The 17,809-nt window shown below is 42.7% G+C and carries 18 protein-coding genes; 15 read left to right on the top strand and 3 right to left on the bottom strand.

From position 1 onward, the window contains the following. Nucleotides 1-105: 105 nt before the first annotated feature. The 3 genes from ACED60_RS17410 to ACED60_RS17420 form a co-directional block, all read right to left on the bottom strand. Nucleotides 106-2,718 carry a DEAD/DEAH box helicase family protein gene (locus ACED60_RS17410; protein WP_371728069.1) on the bottom strand — a complete coding sequence of 871 codons (2,613 nt, stop codon included), beginning with the start codon at nt 2,716-2,718 and terminating at the stop codon, nt 106-108. Between the two features lie 5 nt (nt 2,719-2,723). Further along, entirely contained in the window at nt 2,724-4,589 is a 1,866-nt protein-coding gene (locus ACED60_RS17415; protein ID WP_371728070.1) for a DNA methyltransferase, read from the bottom strand. 340 nt (nt 4,590-4,929) lie between these two features. Next, nucleotides 4,930-6,129, bottom strand: coding sequence for a J domain-containing protein (locus ACED60_RS17420; RefSeq protein ID WP_371728111.1), 1,200 nt, complete (start codon nt 6,127-6,129; stop codon nt 4,930-4,932). Nucleotides 6,130-6,732: 603 nt separating this feature from the next. On the opposite strand from ACED60_RS17420, the gene ACED60_RS17425 reads away from it, so the two are divergent. From ACED60_RS17425 to ACED60_RS17495, 15 genes are all read left to right on the top strand, one after another. Further along, the gene (locus ACED60_RS17425) at nt 6,733-7,056 is read left to right on the top strand and encodes a hypothetical protein (RefSeq protein WP_206361533.1); all 324 of its coding nucleotides are present in this window, start codon (nt 6,733-6,735) and stop codon (nt 7,054-7,056) included. A gap of 336 nt (nt 7,057-7,392) precedes the next feature. Beyond that, entirely contained in the window at nt 7,393-7,566 is a 174-nt protein-coding gene (locus ACED60_RS17430; RefSeq protein ID WP_170960938.1) for a hypothetical protein, read from the top strand. Nucleotides 7,567-7,649: 83 nt separating this feature from the next. Beyond that, nucleotides 7,650-8,051 (top strand): hypothetical protein, encoded by a 402-nt coding sequence (locus tag ACED60_RS17435; RefSeq protein WP_102333687.1) that lies wholly within the window; start codon nt 7,650-7,652, stop codon nt 8,049-8,051. Nucleotides 8,052-8,143: 92 nt separating this feature from the next. Beyond that, nucleotides 8,144-8,662: a DNA repair protein RadC gene (gene radC / locus ACED60_RS17440; RefSeq protein WP_019820928.1), complete on the top strand. Its 519-nt coding sequence runs from the start codon at nt 8,144-8,146 to the stop codon at nt 8,660-8,662. Nucleotides 8,663-8,732: 70 nt separating this feature from the next. Beyond that, nucleotides 8,733-9,320 carry a DUF3275 family protein gene (locus ACED60_RS17445; protein ID WP_371728071.1) on the top strand — a complete coding sequence of 196 codons (588 nt, stop codon included), beginning with the start codon at nt 8,733-8,735 and terminating at the stop codon, nt 9,318-9,320. Next, a complete protein-coding gene (locus tag ACED60_RS17450) occupies nt 9,320-10,405 on the top strand; it encodes a DUF6094 domain-containing protein (protein ID WP_371728072.1) in 1,086 nt (361 codons plus the stop codon). Before ACED60_RS17445 ends, ACED60_RS17450 begins: the two co-directional genes overlap by 1 nt. Before the next feature lie 66 nt (nt 10,406-10,471). Next, nucleotides 10,472-11,047, top strand: a complete 576-nt coding sequence (locus tag ACED60_RS17455) for a hypothetical protein (RefSeq protein ID WP_102420921.1) — start codon at nt 10,472-10,474, stop codon at nt 11,045-11,047. Next, nucleotides 11,044-13,317 carry a DEAD/DEAH box helicase family protein gene (locus tag ACED60_RS17460; RefSeq protein WP_136984710.1) on the top strand — a complete coding sequence of 758 codons (2,274 nt, stop codon included), beginning with the start codon at nt 11,044-11,046 and terminating at the stop codon, nt 13,315-13,317. The genes ACED60_RS17455 and ACED60_RS17460 overlap by 4 nt, the downstream gene beginning before the upstream one ends. A gap of 79 nt (nt 13,318-13,396) precedes the next feature. After that, complete coding sequence (locus ACED60_RS17465) at nt 13,397-13,747, top strand: hypothetical protein (RefSeq protein ID WP_240698833.1); 351 nt, start codon at nt 13,397-13,399, stop codon at nt 13,745-13,747. A gap of 64 nt (nt 13,748-13,811) precedes the next feature. Then, complete coding sequence (locus ACED60_RS17470) at nt 13,812-13,997, top strand: hypothetical protein (RefSeq protein WP_102420918.1); 186 nt, start codon at nt 13,812-13,814, stop codon at nt 13,995-13,997. Between the two features lie 88 nt (nt 13,998-14,085). Then, a complete protein-coding gene (locus ACED60_RS17475) occupies nt 14,086-14,379 on the top strand; it encodes a hypothetical protein (protein ID WP_102420917.1) in 294 nt (97 codons plus the stop codon). After that, nucleotides 14,372-14,875 carry a hypothetical protein gene (locus tag ACED60_RS17480; protein ID WP_102420916.1) on the top strand — a complete coding sequence of 168 codons (504 nt, stop codon included), beginning with the start codon at nt 14,372-14,374 and terminating at the stop codon, nt 14,873-14,875. Before ACED60_RS17475 ends, ACED60_RS17480 begins: the two co-directional genes overlap by 8 nt. 491 nt (nt 14,876-15,366) lie before the next feature. Further along, nucleotides 15,367-16,317: a ParA family protein gene (locus ACED60_RS17485; protein WP_102420915.1), complete on the top strand. Its 951-nt coding sequence runs from the start codon at nt 15,367-15,369 to the stop codon at nt 16,315-16,317. 71 nt (nt 16,318-16,388) lie between these two features. Next, complete coding sequence (locus tag ACED60_RS17490; RefSeq protein WP_136985458.1) at nt 16,389-17,435, top strand: hypothetical protein; 1,047 nt, start codon at nt 16,389-16,391, stop codon at nt 17,433-17,435. Nucleotides 17,436-17,446: 11 nt separating this feature from the next. Further along, nucleotides 17,447-17,809: a hypothetical protein gene (locus tag ACED60_RS17495; protein WP_102420913.1), complete on the top strand. Its 363-nt coding sequence runs from the start codon at nt 17,447-17,449 to the stop codon at nt 17,807-17,809.

Raw genomic sequence — 17,809 nt, forward strand, 5'->3', positions numbered from 1 at the left:
TGCTTTATTGATTTTATTGTTAATTTATAGACTCATCTAAGCGGAGAAGAGCCCTACAGGTATTGCAAAGTTAAAAAAAGCCCACTTTACTGAGTGGGCTGATAATTAATTCAATAGCTGTTCAAACTCTGATGAAAAATCTCCGTTTGAAGACTGGTGGTTATAGAATGGTAATCCCCACACTATAAACTCTTTACCCTGCCAAACTTGCTCAATTTGATGAGTAGCCTTTAAATCAAGTAGAAAGTTTTGTTTCCAAGCATCGTTTTCAAATAAGTGTAAACCTTTAGGTTCGATAAATACTTGATAAGTTAGTTCAAGCTCTTGTTCTTTCTTAGTTAGAAGCAATAAGAAATCAGGCTCAAAAGCACGACCATCATCAAAAGTGTAAAGTTTGAAATGTTTTTCATTTCTTAACAAATATACATCATCATAAACTGACTTAAGATCACCTATCATTGTGTCTAAGTATCTAACGAAATACTTTTCTTCAGATGTTCCATAGTTTTCATTGAAGACAAACCAATCACAATCTGAAAGATCTAAAGAAAGTTCGTCATTTGTTGTTTCACTTTGAGCAATACCAAACTCTTGCTCTGTCAAACCATCATTTGATATGTTTAGAATCTTATTCTTATCATACAATTCATTAATGGTTTTTGGTGTGAACTCTTTTGTTCCTTCGTAATCAATACGATTTACATTTAACTGTTCAGCAATCTTACCAAGAACTTTCTTACACAGCTTCAATTTTTCAATTTGTGGGACATTTTCTAAAATATCCTCTCGCCCACTAATCTCAACTTTTATCGAGCCTAGAAAATCCTTTGAAACAATAAACTCGTCTATTGTTTTCAAACTTGGGAACAATATTTTTAGTTCATTAAATTTATAAGCAGGAATGGTAGCCATTGCCTTTCTGACAATGTGTTTACCAACATCAATTAAGTTAACTCTCTCTCGTTTTACCTTAAGATGTTTAACTGTAGCACTTTCAAAAATTGTAAGTTCGTTCGAGTGTTCTGTCTTAATGGCATACGAGTAATTAGTGTTTACAATAGAACTGTCTAGACCTTTAACCTTTGAACGATCATAGGAAACTCGCTTGTTCACGTAAATTAAACCAGATTTATAAAGCGATGTTTCTTTGAACTTATCTTTTACTCTTAGCGAAAGCTCTTTACGAGTTTTAGGCTTGATACCGATTTCTTGAAGTGCAATGTTTAAATCACTGATATATTCAGGGTTGTGAGCTGAGTGATAATATAACTCTTCACAAATCTTAAGTTCGTTCGCTTCTACAGTATCGTCTAGAATGTCATACTTGCGTTGGTATAGTGGTTGTTCATCTTCAACCTTGAAAGGACAGTAACGAGCACCACGACCAATCAACTGTGCTTCTTGTGTAGCGGTTTTACCCCATTTGTTACGAGTATCGTATAAACGAACAATATCGAAGAGGTTGAGAACGTCCCAACCTTCATTAAGCTTATCTACCGCAAAAATCGCACGTATTTCATTATCAGAATCTTCTAATGAGTTAAGTTCAATTTGGTATGTTTCAGCTTTTTTACTATTTACTTCTATTGTCTTTTCTACTGTAAAGTCTTCTTGAAGCTCTAGTGCTAAAGATTCTAACGTAATATTATTATTTTCAAAGAACTGGAAAGCGGTATAAATTACATCACCTTCCTTAGAGGTGTTTTTGATTGCTTCTAAATCTTCTTCACCAATTTTTTCAATGGTGTCTAAAAACTCTTTATGAAAATCTGCACTATCAGCGATAGTTTTTGCTTTAAACAATATTACAGGCTTAATGACAAGTTTATGTTTCTCAAAAACTTTACGGCGATATTGACTTAATATAATTGCACGTAAAGATCTTGGAAAAGCTTCACTATCTGATTGTAATACTTTAACTTCTTTAGAGTATAAATCTTCTCTAAAGTTTTTTAGAGGGTAATCAAAAAGAATAATATCTTCATATTTTTCTTTTATATTTTTGTCTGCTATGTCTGCTGTAGCAGTAAACTCTAACATAATATTAGATTTATTTGCTGAGAAAATTTCTCTAATTGTATTTTCCCAACTATCTACAGAATGCTGCTCTTCTTTACTTTTCTTCTTTATCGTTTCAGCATTAATATGGTGTGCTTCATCAGAAATCAAAACAACTTTGTTATCTTCAAAATCTTCCATTGAAAGAGCGTTCTCTTTCGGGTTAAGAATTACAGCGTGAAGACCTTGGATCGTAGTGAACACAATGTTTATGTCACTTGAATTAGTCATTGCAAAGTTATCAACTTGTTTTATATTTACTTGTTCACCATCAACATTAATTGTACTGTTGAAAAGATACTTAGAAGAACCTTTGTTCAAAAAGTTTTCTTTTGTCTTTTTAATGATATTAGTGCTATTAACAAAGAAAATGAAATTACGATACCCACGCTTGTATAGCGTGAGCATTTCACCTGCCATAATCAATGTTTTACCTGAACCAGTAGCCATATGATACAGCACATTTATTGGTTCATTTTTTGGTCTATTCTGGTATTTATCAAGATAGAACTCAAAACGTCCAAACGCTTCTCTTTGGTATGGACGCATTTCAAAACTTGGGTTTAGATTATCTTTGATATAATCAGGTACAAGATCAGAAAAAACGTTTTCACCAAGCGCAGTTTTCAGAGTGCTTAATGTTTCATGAAGCATTGCCATAATGATTATGCTCCGTAAAACATTTGGTTGAATTTCTTATCTTGTTCAGAAATCTCATTACTTTCATCGTCAATATCTGAGTAATTGACGTAAAGTTGGTTCTTATCAATTACTTCAATAAGAAAACGTTGTTGGTTTTCAAAAGAAAGTTCATTGAAAGAATAAATGTTTTTGTCAAACTGTTTAGGATCGACTTTGTAAGAGAGATTTGAACTCTCTTTTAGTTCGTCCCAAATAGAAATCAATTCTTCTGAGCTTTGAGCTTGTTCAATTCGATCTGAGTATTGTGAAGCTAGTTCAGCCAATTCACAGTAAACAAATGAACCGCCACCTTGCCAGTTAACGTCCTGAGAGATTCCGTTTAGATCACCATCAACTGTTTTTTGCAATCTTGGAACGGTGCAATCGTGAATGTAAGACATTTGCTCTATAGTAATGAACTGTCGTTTCATTTTCAGTGATGTTGCAGCAGTTGAACCACTTCCTGCAAAGAAATCAAGGACAATATCATTTTCTTCAGAACCTAGATGTAAAATTCTTTGCATCAACTTTTCAGGTTTTGGAGTAGAGAAAGTATTTCCTTTCGTAGATATGATTTTCTTCAATTCTTGTTTCGCAGTTTGGTTATGACCTACTTCTTCATACGTCCATATTGTTAAAGGAGTAACACCATCTTTTACTTCAGATAAGAACTTTTTAACAGAAGGAACGTTTTTCCCTTCAGATCCAAACCATATACGATTATCAGACACCAACTCATTAAACCGTTGTTTACTTACCCCCCAACAACGTGATTCTGGGGGTGTTATCTCTCTGCCCGAAGGAGTTGTAATTGTATAATCGTTGCTTGCTGAATAGGTCTTTACCGATAAATCTGTAGATTTCCACAAACCACGGGGATCATTGTCAGGATTTTTGTAAGCTTTGTTTTGCTTATCACTTCTTGGAAGAGGGTTCGGTCTCCAAACCTCTTTATTTTTCGCAAAGCACAAAATAAAATCATGGTTATCTGAAAACCAACGTGCGTCATTTTGTGGAGAGTATTTCTTTTGCCATATTAGTGTGCTGACAAAATTTTCACTACCAAAAACTTCATCACATAAAACTTTTAAATATGCTTGTTCATTATCATCACAAAAAATGAAAATACTACCATCATCGCTTAACAAATCTTTTGCAACATTCAATCTATTCTTGATAAATGTGAGCCAAGTAGAATGATTAAAGCTATCGTTATAATTAAATCCATCACCATTAGTATTATATGGCGGATCAATTGTTATCAACTTAACTTTACTCTTAAATTGATTTGATAATGAGTGTAAAGCTAGAAGATTATTACCTTTAATTATTAGGTTATCATTCTGTTCTAAATGAAAATCTGCGTGTTCACCGCCTTGTGAATACTTAATAAAACTCTGAAGTGCTTTAGGCGCAAGAAGTGTATCTACCTGTTCTGGTGCAAGAGTTTCATTCCAAAATACTTCATTTCGTTTTTGGTCGTCTTTTGTCTGACCACCTTCAAGCACACAGTCTTTGTATGGCCAAGATAGAACCACATCGTTAGATTCATTTAGGTAGTGATTGTCTACAGAAAGGCCAATCTTGTTTTTGAACTGAGTGAAACTGTCAGGAAGGAATGATTTGTTGTTTACAAAACGTTGAAAAGCCACCTTGTCGAAAATCAACATACCATCAACATCTTGGAAGAAATGACCTTTTAACTGATCATCGGACAAGAGCAGTTTCAGTAGCGAAGGATCAAGGTTCAAAGCCAGTTCAACGATTTTGTTCTTAGCAAGCTTGCCGTCTATAACAAGTCTTTCATCTGATTGCAGAGCGTTAGTTAGAGCACTTAGAATAGGTAACATTATGTTTTCTTTAATATTTATATCAAAAAGATAAGTTTAAAAAGTTTAGAAGATTATACTAAAAAATGAGCTAATAATCATTGCATTAAAATAGACTCCACCCGCCCTAAAAATACGATTTTTAACCTCTTTCACAAAAATAGCATTGTCTAGCCCCCTTAAAGGCGGATTAGAATTAGTAAGGGAAATTCATATGAACAGTATGTGAATGAGTATTTACTCTGGATGATAATGGGGCAGAGATTAGCCAGGCAGAGAATCGCTAAGGTTCCAACCTGCATAGAAAATGCGTTGAAACCTTAGTTTCTATGAAACACCAACTAGATTGAAAATAAACAAACTAAAACCAATCATCCTCAAAGGAAAATAACTCGGATGGATCCATGTTTAAAAGCTGATTTTCAAAGCGCGATGCTTTAACTCTCTCCTTTAAATGCACCTGCAACTGCTTAACAGTTTTTACATCTTGGCATTTTTCATGTAACTCTATCGTTTCTCTTTCTAACGTAGCCCGATACTGTCTTAGGCCTTTTTCGCGTCTGGCCTTGTTACCACCACCAAACTTTTGCCAAATAATACTTTTTAGATCATGACCATGTTGGAGCTCTTGATACGCCATATTCAAATGCCTAAGTTTTTCTTCGAGCGTCGCTTGTAAACGCTCAATCATTTCACTATCCATTATCATCTCGTGATCTGGTAAGTATTGCTGAGCCATTAACAATAACGCTACGACATCTTTATCTTTCTTCGCCTGTGATAACTGCTGCATTAAAGCGCTTTTTTCAATCTTCTTTTTCTCGTCCGTTTCCCTATCTGGATGCAACTGCTTTGCCAGCTGGCGATAGAGTTTTGTCATTTGCTTATCACTGTAAAGCGCTTGACTTTTTTCGTTATAAGGCGACTTAGAGTTTACTGGCTCATTGTCCTGAGAAAAAAAGTTATCAGCTCCCCAATCAATATCATCGTCCGCTTCTGACGGCTCTTTTTCGACTTTTTCAGCCATCAGTGCTTGTAGATAGTCGTGAAACTTACGAGGATCCTCAACCATCTCCAACAGCTGTTCATTACTGATGTTGATATCCTCACCAAGCATCATAGAGATCTCTTCTCGGAGCTCATTAAGCTGCTCTTCAGTCATCGAGCCCGTACCAGGTTGACTGGTAACATCGGACATCAACGCTTCATCAAAGGCGTGGCGCAGTTCATCGGTATTGATAGGGTTAAATGGGTTGGCTTCTAAAATACTCAATTCTTCTAGTATCCAGTCATACAGCGCTTCACGTTGTGCACCTTTAATCGTTTTACGTTGAGTAAAGGAAATTAAATGATGAATCCACTTTTCTGTCGCTAAACAAACCGCTTGCTCTTGTGGTTCAGCATACGTTTTAAATTCGAGATGAAAACTGTCTAACTTGGCTTGATATCGCTCGTTACGACGTTGTTTTTTTTCGACCTCCTCCCACAGTTGATTGAGTTTGCTCTTCTTCTTTTTCGAAGCAGGGAGGGTTGTTAAGGAAGATATGGTCACAGCATTCATAGTCATAAAATATTTAAGAGTGTTGGTAGCAGTCTACCTTTAACAAATCGAAATAAGTAGTGTGTAGGGTTTTCAACTAACATTATGATGGCTTAACTGCTCTCTGACACTTTAATTAAGCCCTCCCCCATAGAAATGAATAAAGACGATCAATTGAAAATAGGTCAATTAAACACCATGTAAAAGATTCTGTACCTAAACTTGACTCATAATAACCAAAAATAAAGGCAGCTCCATTCCCAATAAAAGCAATCTCACCTCATTACAAGACTTAGCTCGCTGGAATCAAGATAAACGAATAGGACGACGTACAACACACAATAAAGAGAATGTTGTCAATCGACAGTACCACGTACCTCAAAGCCGTCTAGAGCAAGCTCTCGTGGATTACGCGTCTGGTCAGTTTCGATTTAAAAAAGAAGTCGCTAAAAAGTACAAAATGTCAGCACAAACCTTGGTTCATCATGCCAATCTTCGGGGGATCAGTTTCATTAAAAAAGACACAGAAGATTAAATTGAAGCCCAATCAGCTCGGCAAATATGTCGCACTGGCGACTGATAGCTGCGTGTTTTAATCTTAAACCGTCTATACTAAAGAGTGCTATGCCTTTCCCTAAAGATACAAACGAAACGTTTATTAAAAAAGCCATTAAGCAATGGGGCAACCGTTACGACTACTCTTTTGTCCAGTATGTGAACAGCCGAACACCTGTTGTTATTCTTTGTAACAAGCATCAGCAAGTGTTTGAACAAACCCCTAAAGCCCATTTTGCAGCGAAACGCCATTGCTGCCCACTGTGTTATCAAGAGGTGGTGGGAAGTTACCAAAATGAGTGGCGATTACAGAATAAGTCAACCTCAATTGACCCCAATTTAGATAAGCTCGCACCCATAATTGACCGTGCCTTTCGTGATGATGAGCCATAGACTGACGTGTACCAGGCCTGCAGCTGCCTAGTTGAAAGGCATCTTCATCGGACTTTATTTTTGAAAATCACCGCTTTAATTCCAGCACGTGTCACCAACACAAAGTGGTTGACACGCTTCCTACCCTCTTTTAACCTAAATACTTCAAACGTTGAATACTGACGCACCAGTATTAAGCACACGGGTTTAACCGCCCTTAAATGGCTCTCTGAAACGTGTCGCGGCTTCTTTTTAAAGAAGTGAAAGCATACTGATAATCCATCAGCTACCCCTCACCACCCATAGGAAACCTTTCCTTTGGGCTAGTGTTTCCTTGTTTTATAACAGGAGAAACACATGGACTACACAACCCTACTCGATAACTTCGTTTTTTGGGGCATCTTTCTACTGGTCTTTTGGCTGGTTTGGAAAAGTCATGCACCCATGACGTTTTTTGCTGCGCATTGGACACTGTTTCAACGCAACGCTGCGCCGATCCTTCGCATGAAGTTCGCACGCCAAAGACGTTAACACTCAAGCTATCTTGCCGAATCACCTCACCTTTTTAGGAGCTTTCTCCTAAAGGGGGCGCTCCTTTTTTATTAGGAGCGATTATGAGTCAAACTACCCCACCGCTATTTGGTCACTATGTACTTAATGACGCCCTCGATCCTTCGGGTTTTATTGATATCACATCCACGGCCAAGGACGCGGGCTTTTACTTCCCGTACACAGGCATCAGTCAACAAGCGTACTTTCAAGCGGTTGATGTGCCGGACGTTATCATTGAGTGCAGCAAAGAGAAGCTTACCCTTCAATTGCTGAAACTGGCGCGGCGAGCCGCCCGTAAAGTACCGGCTCAGTCGCAGGTGCCCTTTACGGTGTGCCAACCACCCAGTCTCGATAATCTGTACGTAAACCGCTCACTCGACTTAATTGCGAGCATTGAGCGAGACCGACACGATCAACCTATGCTCATCATCACGACCAAAGAGGACGAGGTGCACGACGCATAATCATTGACCGTCAATGCGGTGGTGCTCTGCACCACCTTTACCCATGAGGGGGCTTCCCTTCATGGGTGCTCCTTTTTATTAGGAGTACCTGTATGCGATACCAATCCTCCTATGGCCAAGGCAAATTGCAAGAGCTGCAAGACGCCCCTGGCGAATACTACCAACTCACCGAGCCGGTGAGTCCCGATGAACTGCTGGATATGGCAAAAGCCATCGCCATCGACCGTTTATCACGCGGGGCCACCTTAGACAGCCCAGAGCAAACAAAACGGACCCTCAGTGGTTTACTGCAGGGAATGGACAGAGAAGTCTTTGGCGTGCTCTTTCTTAATACCCAACATCAGTTGATTGAGTTTGAGATCTTGTTTTATGGCACCGTCAACTCGGCCAGTGTCTATCCAAGAGAGGTCGTGAAACGCGCCCTACTCTGGAATGCCACCTCGGTCATTTTATGTCATAACCACCCTAGCCTATGCAGCGAGCCCAGTCAGGCGGACCGGCGCATCACACGGCAATTGTCGGATGCTCTGGCACTGATTGACGTGCGCATCCTCGACCACTTTGTGGTCGGTGAAACCGTCACCTCGTTTGCTGAGCGCGGCTGGCTTTAACTTTTATCATTCCCTAACCGGAGAGGTCTTCCGGTGGGAGGCCTTTTGACGTTTAACTCAGGAGGCCAACATGGTCCAAGTACCCGGCACACTCACCATCAAAACCGTTAGCGGGCGTTATGGCGACTTTAACGTCGCCATGCTCGATACCGACATTGGTCAATTCTCCGTTCGAGACGCGGTCTTAGATGAATACAGCGAAGGCACCTATCAAGGCACCTTTGGATTACAACGTATCTATCCAGGCAGTTATCAAACCAGCAACCGATTTGTGATTGAAACGCGCGCCGAGCTTAACGGCATTTGGCTCAGTGATTACAAAGAAGAGGCGCTGCCACGAGACGAGCCGATGGAAGAAGACCCGTTAGCCAAAGAGCGCAAGGCGCAGCAACAGCTGACCGAGCAGCGAGACGTGGCCAGTCAGGCGTTGGCGTCGCCTCACGAAAGTCAAGAGGACTTAGTCAGCTTGTTTGGGGCGCTGTGGCCATTACCAAGTCACATTGGTGACATCGTCAAGCTCACCCCAGAAGTGGGGCGAGAAGTGATGGGCAAGCAACTGGCTTACCTCAAGCGTCGCATCAATGATGAGCGCGTGTGGAAGTTTGAGCCCAAAGCGCAACATTGGATGCGCCTTCGTCTTGATGAGGAGGCAAGCTAATGGCCGTGATGCACCCGCGCGTGGCGCACAACTACCTTAAAGACGGGTATTACCCGACCGATGAGGCGACCTTAACCCAGATAGCTAAGCGGCTGCGGTTCAAAGCCGGCACTCAGCGCTTGCTCGACCCGTGTTGCGGGGAAGGCAAGGCGCTGGCTCAGTTGGCGAGTCAAATCGTCGACCATGAGCAGAGCGCGCTTCACACCTATGGGGTGGAGCTGGATGAGGCGCGAGCCGTCACTGCCAGTCAATGTCTTGATTCGGTGCTGCGCAGCAATGCGTTTGACACACAAATCGGCTCAGGCAGTCAAACGTTGCTGTTTTTAAACCCGCCGTATGGCGCGGTGGTCACCGACCAGGTGGACAAGCAGCATCGTGACATGGCCAGACTGGAAGTGCAGTTCACTCAACGCCTGCTCCCCACGCTAAAGCGTGACGGCGTATTGGCGTTGGTGGTGCCCTATCCCTCTCTCTCGCCTGCATTTAGCCGTTATCTTGCGATGCGGCTACGACAGGTCGAGGTGTTCGCCGCCTCTACGGGCCGCTTTAAACAAGTGGTCATCTTAGGGCGCAAAGCGGACATGAGAGGGCCTGAGCATCAAGCGGAGCGCACACAAACAGCGACCCAATTGATAAGCGCTGGCGAAGGTAAAGCAATACTGCCTCACCCTGCTCGACCGTTTGAGATAGCTCCGGTCAATGACGCGCCATTTCGTTTTGAAATGATACGACCAGACACCGGGCAACTAGAGCAAGCGTTTGGGGCGCATGGGGGGCTTTGGCCGACCTTTGACACCCAATTTAACCTCGCGAGGCACCACCAAGTGCCTCGGCCGTTAAGGAAACTGTCACCTTGGCATTTATCGTTGTCGCTCGCGGCGGGACAAATTGCCGGCAAGGTGCACAGCAACGATGGCGCTCAGACACTACTGGTCAAAGGCGGCACTCAAAAAGTGCAGCGCACCGTGACCACTGTTGATGAAAGTCAAACCATCACCACCGTGATAGACCAATTTCAACCGATCATTCGAGCGATTGACCTCACCTCGGGTGAGCGCTTTGGTCGCATCGTGGTCATACAATAACTTCACTGCCCGTCAGGCGCTTTTCCTGACGGGAAGGCGCCTTATTTTTTAATAAGGAACCTAACCATGAAGACTCCACTGATTTCGCTCGATAACGGGCTTTATCTCGATGCGGTGGTCACCACCGCTGATAACCAAGTGCAATTTCTCTCCGTATGGGGACGCGATGGCGCCATGCAACACTTTTTCGCCGCGCTCACGCTACCGATGAGCGAAGGCGGAATACGCGTCATGACCGTCAAATTACCGGAAAGCAATCTGGTGCTCGACTTTGCCCAGGCGAAGTCACTCACCAAACGCACCACGCGGTTACCCAAACACACGCCTGTGGGCGAATGGGTGCACACCTGGCTGATTCACCCGTCGTTACTGAAACCTAGCGGTCAAAGTATGACGGTGATGAGTCAAACCCCGCTTTCTCATACCGCGTTGTGGCCAACGCTCAAGCAGCTGTGTCATTTGCCGCTGTTAGAACATTGGCAACCGGCCCTGCAACCGAGACTGCAATCCATGATTCATGATCTGCCCGCTTATGGGGTGTTTGCGTATCACTTGGACTTGCAGATTGATGTGATGGAGCCCTTAGTCAGTGAAGCGCTGCAGCAAGGCGTGTTAACCGTACCGCAAGGAGCGATGGGATGAGCGACTCGACAGACACCACTCAACAAAACGAGCAAGACAACGTGTTGTCTCTGCATGACTTTATCGACCAATTCGGTGACGGCCTATTGGCCAACATCGAAGCGGCGCACCCGGCGCGTTATCAGTCGGCGTGTAAAAAGCGTGCGGCGGTGATGCAATCGCTTAAACGGGTGCCATTTGAGGCGCAAGCCGAAGCGATCCAGGCCATCAGTACCCTACTGCTCGATGAGCGTGCCCCTGCGGGCATTCTCAATGGCGAAATGGGGACCGGCAAAACCATCATGGGTATCGCCACCACAGCGATTGCCTACCATGAAGGTAAAGCTAAGCGCTTTTTGCTGTTAGCCCCGCCGCACCTGGTGTACAAATGGCGCCGAGAAATTCTCGATACCGTTCACAACGCCAAGGTGTGGGTGCTCAATGGCCCTGATACGTTGCGCTCTTTGCTCAAGCTGAGACAAGCTGCGCCTCATGATGGGCCTGAGTACGTGATACTGGGCCGGGTTCGAATGCGCATGGGGTATCACTGGGAGAGCGCTTATCAAACTAAGACGCTCAAACGCACGTTAGGCCATGACGGTCTGCAGGCGCAAACCGCTCAATTGGACTTTGTTCGTTGCTCGGATTGCGGCGCATTAGCCAGAGATGAAGAGGGCGAGCTTATCGCTCCGACGCATTTTTCGGTCGATGTGCAACAGAGCTGTAAAGTATGCAGCGCACCGCTGTGGACGCTTAAACGTCAACGCCAACACGACAACCTGAGCAAGACCATTTCACGCGCCCTGCAGACCTTACCGACCATCGGTAAAGTCACCGCAGGGAAGCTGCTCGATGGCGTGGGTGAGCGCGTGCTGGCGAAAGCGCTGACGGACAACATCTACGAGCTGGTTAACTTGCTCGATGAAGACGGGGAGTTTGTGTTTAACGACCGACAATCGGAACGCATTGAGCGCAAGTTGGCCAAAACGCAATTTGCGTTTGGTCAAGGCGATTACCAAGCGAGTGAGTTCATCAAACGCTACTTCCCGAAGGGGTTCTTTGACTGGCTCATCATCGATGAGGCGCATGAATATAAGAACGCAGGGGCGGCCCAAGGCCAAGCCATGCAGGTACTCGCCGGTTGCGTAAAACAGTGCTTACTGCTGACGGGAACACTGATGGGCGGCTATGCGGAAGACCTTTTTTATCTGCTGTGGCGCACCATGCCATCGGTGATGATGGAAGAGGGCTATCGTTACCACCGAGGAAAGCTCGGCAGCGCCGCCCTCTCGTTCTCGCAAGAGCACGGCATCATCAAGGAAACCATGAAAGTGACCCACGATGTGAACCACAAAACCGCGAAAGGTAAAAACGTCAAAGTGAGTCAAACCCGCGCGCCCGGCTTTGGGCCGATGGGGGTAGCCAAATACGTCTTACCTTACACGGTGTTCGTCAAACTGGCCGACATGGGCGACGGCATTTTACCAGACTACCAAGAGCACTTCATTGAAGTGGCCATGGAGGATGAGATGCAGATGCATTACGCTGACATGGAGCAACACTTAACCACGAGACTTCGTCAAGCCTTAGCCGCTGGAGACCAAACCCTATTAGGCGTGGTCATGAGCGCGCTGCTGGCGTGGCCAGATTGCGCGTTTCGAGAAGAGAGGGTGACTCACCCTCGCACTCAAGAAACCCTGGCTTACATTCCGGCTTTGTTTGATGAGCAGACGTCCACGCCCAAAGAGCAACAGCTCATTGAAATGGTCAATGCGAACAAACGTAAAGGCCGACGGACCTTGGTGTACACCGTTTACACCGGCAAACGCGACACCGCATCGAGGCTCAAATCACTGCTAAGTGACCAAGGCTTAAAATGCGCCGTGCTGCGTTCAAGCGTAAAAACCGAGGACCGAGAAGATTGGATACTGGAGCAGGTGGACAGAGGCATTGATGTGCTCATTACCAACCCAGAGCTGGTCAAGACCGGACTGGACTTGTTGGAGTTCCCTTCGATTGTGTTTACCAACACCGGCTATAACGTCTACACGCTGATGCAAGCGGCCAGGCGCAGCTGGCGTATCGGTCAACGAGAGGACGTGGACGTGAGCTTTTTAGGCTACCAAGACAGCGCGCAAATGGCGTGTCTGGAATTGATGGCCAAGAAGATAGCGGTCACTCAATCCACTTCTGGCGACATGCCCGACAATGGATTGGATGTACTCAACAGTGATGGCGACAGTGTGGAGGTGGCGTTAGCCAAATCCTTACTCAAGCAAACAACGCGTTAAGACGTTAACGTCTTAACTTAACCCAATGGGCATCTGATGCCCATTGGAGCTTGGGTGCCCATCGACCTTTAAGGACACAATGATGACGCAACCCATATCAACCGACCATGCCTTAGCCTTTGCGTATTTCAAAGAAGGGTTCCCGTATGGCGACGACAACCACTTATTGTTTGAGCAAGTCTCAAACGGTGGGGACTTGGAATTTTTCACTCTCGTACTGGAGACGGTCATTCCTGTAATAGAGCAATATCTGGCGCAATTTGAGATAGACGCGCCTGATAAGTTGTACCTCTTCTACGGGGAGGTATTTCCTTGCCAACTGAAACGGTTACTTGAGCGAGAGCCCAATCCTACCCGACAAGCGTTGGAGCAATGCGCTGACAAGACCTTGCAACACATCGCCCAGGTGATGCGTGAGATCCGACAATAACTCAACCCTAACCGGGAGCTTGCCTCCCAGTACGCTCCCTTTTTTATTTTAACGGGAGCAAACCATGAACTATTGCATCAACTGTGGAGAGCAGGGCGCATTACAGCCCCTGGATGTTCCAGCCAATGACGAACCACCGTTCTTAGAGCGTGGTGAGTTTGGAGCAGATAACCGCTATAGCCAAGAGCAGCCTGTCACGATTTTACAATGTCAGCACTGCCAACATGAGATGATTGACTTATCATCATAATTAAAGGAAGGAGTTTTCTCCTTCCTTTTTTCTATTATGGCGTTCGATAATGTACAATTGTTCATAAATCATTCAGCGAGAGAGCATCATGCCTACTGCAGAAATCTCCTCCGGTGTTAATGAATTGATATTGCTACTTAAACTATTTATTGTTGAGTATTCCCAATCGAATCCTCTTTTAGCCTTACTGTTGGTTATGACGGTGAGTAGCTTGATTTTTTCTTCGTTATTAATACCGTATAGAATATACACCATCAAACATACCACTATTCGCCATAAACATGTGCTTGAGTACAAGCTCAACATGGCTAAGGTAAAAGCGGAGAAACAAATAAAAATAGCGGAATTAGAGCAAAAAATTCAGGAGAACCCCAATGAGTAATCTATACATCGTTAGCATCATTTTGGTATTTATTTACTCTGTATGGTGTTTTTTTTCAGCTAGGCATTCTCTAAAGAAGGTAGCCGACGAGCTAGATATCTACCTGCAAAGTAATCATCCAGATCTATTTAAGTCTTTACTTGTTGCTTTATTTGATAGCTCACTCAAGCACACTCTGGCTTACCAACTCTTTGCATCCAGTATGTTGGGGTTTAAAAAAACGGCCTCTCCATTATCAAGTACTCGACTAATGTCGGAGTATCAAGAGCTAACAGTAGAGCAGCAACATGCTTTCTCTCGTCTATTACTTTCCATACTTTTGGTGAATTTTAGACTTTGTCCTATTACATATTTTGTATCTACGGTAATCTTTGTTGTTATTTGGACATTACGAACTTTACTTAATCAGTCTGAAAAAATTGTTGATCAGTTACTCTGCACCAAAGAGCAGGTCATAGATGATATTGGAGCATGGTATATAAACCGAATCATCTAACCCATACAAGAAAGGGAGAGCATCACTGCTCTCCCTTCTTTTTTTGACTCTATCTCACCAAGCAAACGTCTGAAGCAACCTAACTACGGTTACCTATTTCCAATAAGACTCAAATCATTGTTCACCGATAGATATTGAAGCAATACCTCTAATGTCCTGCGCCCAAGCTCTGTGGTTCAAAAGGCTAGTGTTTTGTTTCAAAGGGTAGGCTGCGCCAAAGGGGAAAGGGGTCAAGGGAAGGGTTTTCCCAAGGGAAAAGCCCTATCCAGAAAGGGTGAAAGGGGAAATGCGGATTGCCATGATTAATAAAAACCAAACACGGTTAGTCGCTGTTTCTACAAAGATAATAAACCTTTTCGCACTCTAGGTTTATGAATACCTACACTTAGACTGTCTCCGATGGAGACAGTCTAAGTTATCTCTATCTAAGGTTGATTAATAAAATAACATACGTATACTATTGATATGTATTATTCCCTTGGAGTAACGAAATGAGTTCAAAAAACCCCCTAATATTAGGTGTTTTTCAGCAAAAAGGCGGTGTTGGTAAAACGGCAGTTTCTTCTATTGTTGCTGAATATGCATCTATAAAAACACATATGAATGTCTTAGTTGTTGATCTAGATATGCAATGCAACAGTTCGGATTATTGGGTAGGAATGGAAAGTTCTTCTCAATCTACCGGTGGTCAGCTTCCCCCTATCCACCCAGATTGGAGCGCAGATGACCCCGATTGTGAAGATATAGAAGAGCGTTCAACAATCGCAGATACGTTTTACGGTAAAGAAGTATTACCTTACGAGACTTTTGTAAACCCTAAAAACGGTTTTACAGGAAAAGTTGATTGTCTACTGGGACACCCTGCTCTTCTTGAAAAAATTAACACTGAATTTTCTAATGAAAGTGGGCAAATAGAAAAAAAAGTCATAAATCGTCTTAAAGAGGTCTTGTTTAACGAGTATGTCGGTGAAGATTATGATTTGGTTGTTTTAGATACAGGACCGTCAAGAAATCCAGTTTTCAGATCGGCTATTCGTTGCGCAACTCACGCTGTTATCCCCTTCGAACCAGAAGAAAAATCAATGCAGGGTATTAATGCAATGATACAAGTTATCCAATCCGATAACTTTGCAAGAGACGATGAAAATCAGTTGAATTTGGTTGGTTTAGTTCCAAACAAGGTTAAAATTAACACCAAACTTCACAAGGGCACTTTAGACATGCTTCACGAAAGCTTAGGTTCTATTATGCTCCCCGACGATATCTACCTACCTTATTCAATCGCTTACCCTGAGCGAGACTTAAAAGGCATCTCTCCTAAATCAATATTTCAAATTAGTAAACATCACACAGCTTTAAAGCATAGTGAGAGTTTATGCAAACACATCTTATGTGAAATATTTGGTTCTGTAGAGATTAATAATCGTCTCAAACAACAGTAAGTGTCTCCATCGGAGACAGTAGACAAAAAACAATTTATAGGTGTCTCCATCGGAGACAGTAAGGATTTAATGTGGTTAAAAAGTTTGGTTCAAACAAAAGTAGAGCAGGGACTGGTAAAGTTGAAGCTGATGGTGACGTAAGTAGCAGTAAAAAATGGACAAATGCTACTGCTTCCCAACTCGACAGTAAGAGCAAAAGCATCTTAGTTAAAAACCTTCCAATCTCCCATATAAAAACTGACCAAGATAACCCGAGAAAATTAGCGATTGACACGGTTCTTGTTTCGAAAATACAAGCAAAATATCCGATTAATCTGTCATTAGAAAAGGAAGAAGATAATGGCTGGATAGAAGAATACGTTGAAAAAGTAGTAAAGGACTTTGGACTTAAAGAAAAACAAATTGGTGATTTAACGTCAATTATTGAGTTCTGCGCAGTTCTTAAATCCCCTACTCGACTCTTACACCCAATCGTTGTTTGGCAAGAGGACAGTGTATTTCACTTAATCTCTGGCGAAAGGCGTTTACTCACTCACATTATGTTGGGTGAACAATATATTTCTTCAAGAATTAATGAGGAACGTCTAACTAAAAACGAAATAGATGTTCTGCAATGGGAAGAAAACGTTCACCGTGAAGATATGACCATCTTTGAAAAAACGATGAGACTTGAAAAGTTGATCCACGGAACGCACGGAATAGAAAAAATATCCGTTAGGAAATTAGGAAAAGTCTCCGGCTTATCGACAGCAGACGCCCAAAGATATCTAGCGATCATTAAATATAAAGTCAAACACAAGACAGATATTTTAATAAAAGCTATTGAGGAAGGTAAAATTACCAGTCTTCAAAAATGTGCAGCATTAGCACAATTAGAACCAGAAGACCTGAAAGCAAAACTTGAAGGCAGACCAACTAAACAGTCTTTAACGGCTCGCAAACCCGTCATTAAAATTAGTAAAGAAGCTGATGTGGATATCATGAAGAGAATTATTGAAGCAGCCACTAAAGAGTTTAAAGCAGAACAAGTGTTAGAAAGTTTAGATTTAAATAAATCTAAAGACCTCAATGAAGCATTCAATTTATTAGTTACTTTTTTGAAAGATGAGAAAAAGTAGGGCAGTTATAAATGATTAAAACAAACAAGGCATCTCTACAACCAGTCAAGCGTATAGCCGTAAGAATACCATCAAAGATGGTAGAGAAGATTGAAACTAACCTTCTTGCTTCTGGTTACAATAAAAAACAACGTCTTTATTGGTTTGAAGATGTGTTAGCCGAATTGTTTGAAAAGGACGATTTTCATAATTTAATTGCTGAAGAGTTCATTGAACCTGGAACAACAAAAACGATCAATCTGAGTCTTACTATCAAAACCTTCGATATAGTGAAGAAAGTAGTTAAAGAAGTAGAAGCCCAAGAAGACGTCAAGACAGATCGAAGTTCGGTGATTAGAACAGCTATTATTCAACGATTGTTGAAAAAGGTTTAG

Origin of the sequence: Vibrio sp. 1F279, assembly GCF_041439815.1 — a bacterium.
Taxonomy (GTDB): domain Bacteria; phylum Pseudomonadota; class Gammaproteobacteria; order Enterobacterales; family Vibrionaceae; genus Vibrio; species Vibrio tasmaniensis_A.

Excerpts from the sequence above, each read along its gene's own strand:
- ACED60_RS17410 (WP_371728069.1), bottom strand. The coding sequence starts at position 2,718 with ATGGCAATGCTTCATGAAACATTAAGCACTCTGAAAACTGCGCTTGGT.
- ACED60_RS17415 (WP_371728070.1), bottom strand. The coding sequence starts at position 4,589 with ATGTTACCTATTCTAAGTGCTCTAACTAACGCTCTGCAATCAGATGAA.
- ACED60_RS17420 (WP_371728111.1), bottom strand. The coding sequence starts at position 6,129 with ATGAATGCTGTGACCATATCTTCCTTAACAACCCTCCCTGCTTCGAAA.
- ACED60_RS17425 (WP_206361533.1), top strand. The coding sequence starts at position 6,733 with ATGCCTTTCCCTAAAGATACAAACGAAACGTTTATTAAAAAAGCCATT.
- ACED60_RS17430 (WP_170960938.1), top strand. The coding sequence starts at position 7,393 with ATGGACTACACAACCCTACTCGATAACTTCGTTTTTTGGGGCATCTTT.
- ACED60_RS17435 (WP_102333687.1), top strand. The coding sequence starts at position 7,650 with ATGAGTCAAACTACCCCACCGCTATTTGGTCACTATGTACTTAATGAC.
- radC (WP_019820928.1), top strand. The coding sequence starts at position 8,144 with ATGCGATACCAATCCTCCTATGGCCAAGGCAAATTGCAAGAGCTGCAA.
- ACED60_RS17445 (WP_371728071.1), top strand. The coding sequence starts at position 8,733 with ATGGTCCAAGTACCCGGCACACTCACCATCAAAACCGTTAGCGGGCGT.
- ACED60_RS17450 (WP_371728072.1), top strand. The coding sequence starts at position 9,320 with ATGGCCGTGATGCACCCGCGCGTGGCGCACAACTACCTTAAAGACGGG.
- ACED60_RS17455 (WP_102420921.1), top strand. The coding sequence starts at position 10,472 with ATGAAGACTCCACTGATTTCGCTCGATAACGGGCTTTATCTCGATGCG.
- ACED60_RS17460 (WP_136984710.1), top strand. The coding sequence starts at position 11,044 with ATGAGCGACTCGACAGACACCACTCAACAAAACGAGCAAGACAACGTG.
- ACED60_RS17465 (WP_240698833.1), top strand. The coding sequence starts at position 13,397 with ATGATGACGCAACCCATATCAACCGACCATGCCTTAGCCTTTGCGTAT.
- ACED60_RS17470 (WP_102420918.1), top strand. The coding sequence starts at position 13,812 with ATGAACTATTGCATCAACTGTGGAGAGCAGGGCGCATTACAGCCCCTG.
- ACED60_RS17475 (WP_102420917.1), top strand. The coding sequence starts at position 14,086 with ATGCCTACTGCAGAAATCTCCTCCGGTGTTAATGAATTGATATTGCTA.
- ACED60_RS17480 (WP_102420916.1), top strand. The coding sequence starts at position 14,372 with ATGAGTAATCTATACATCGTTAGCATCATTTTGGTATTTATTTACTCT.
- ACED60_RS17485 (WP_102420915.1), top strand. The coding sequence starts at position 15,367 with ATGAGTTCAAAAAACCCCCTAATATTAGGTGTTTTTCAGCAAAAAGGC.
- ACED60_RS17495 (WP_102420913.1), top strand. The coding sequence starts at position 17,447 with ATGATTAAAACAAACAAGGCATCTCTACAACCAGTCAAGCGTATAGCC.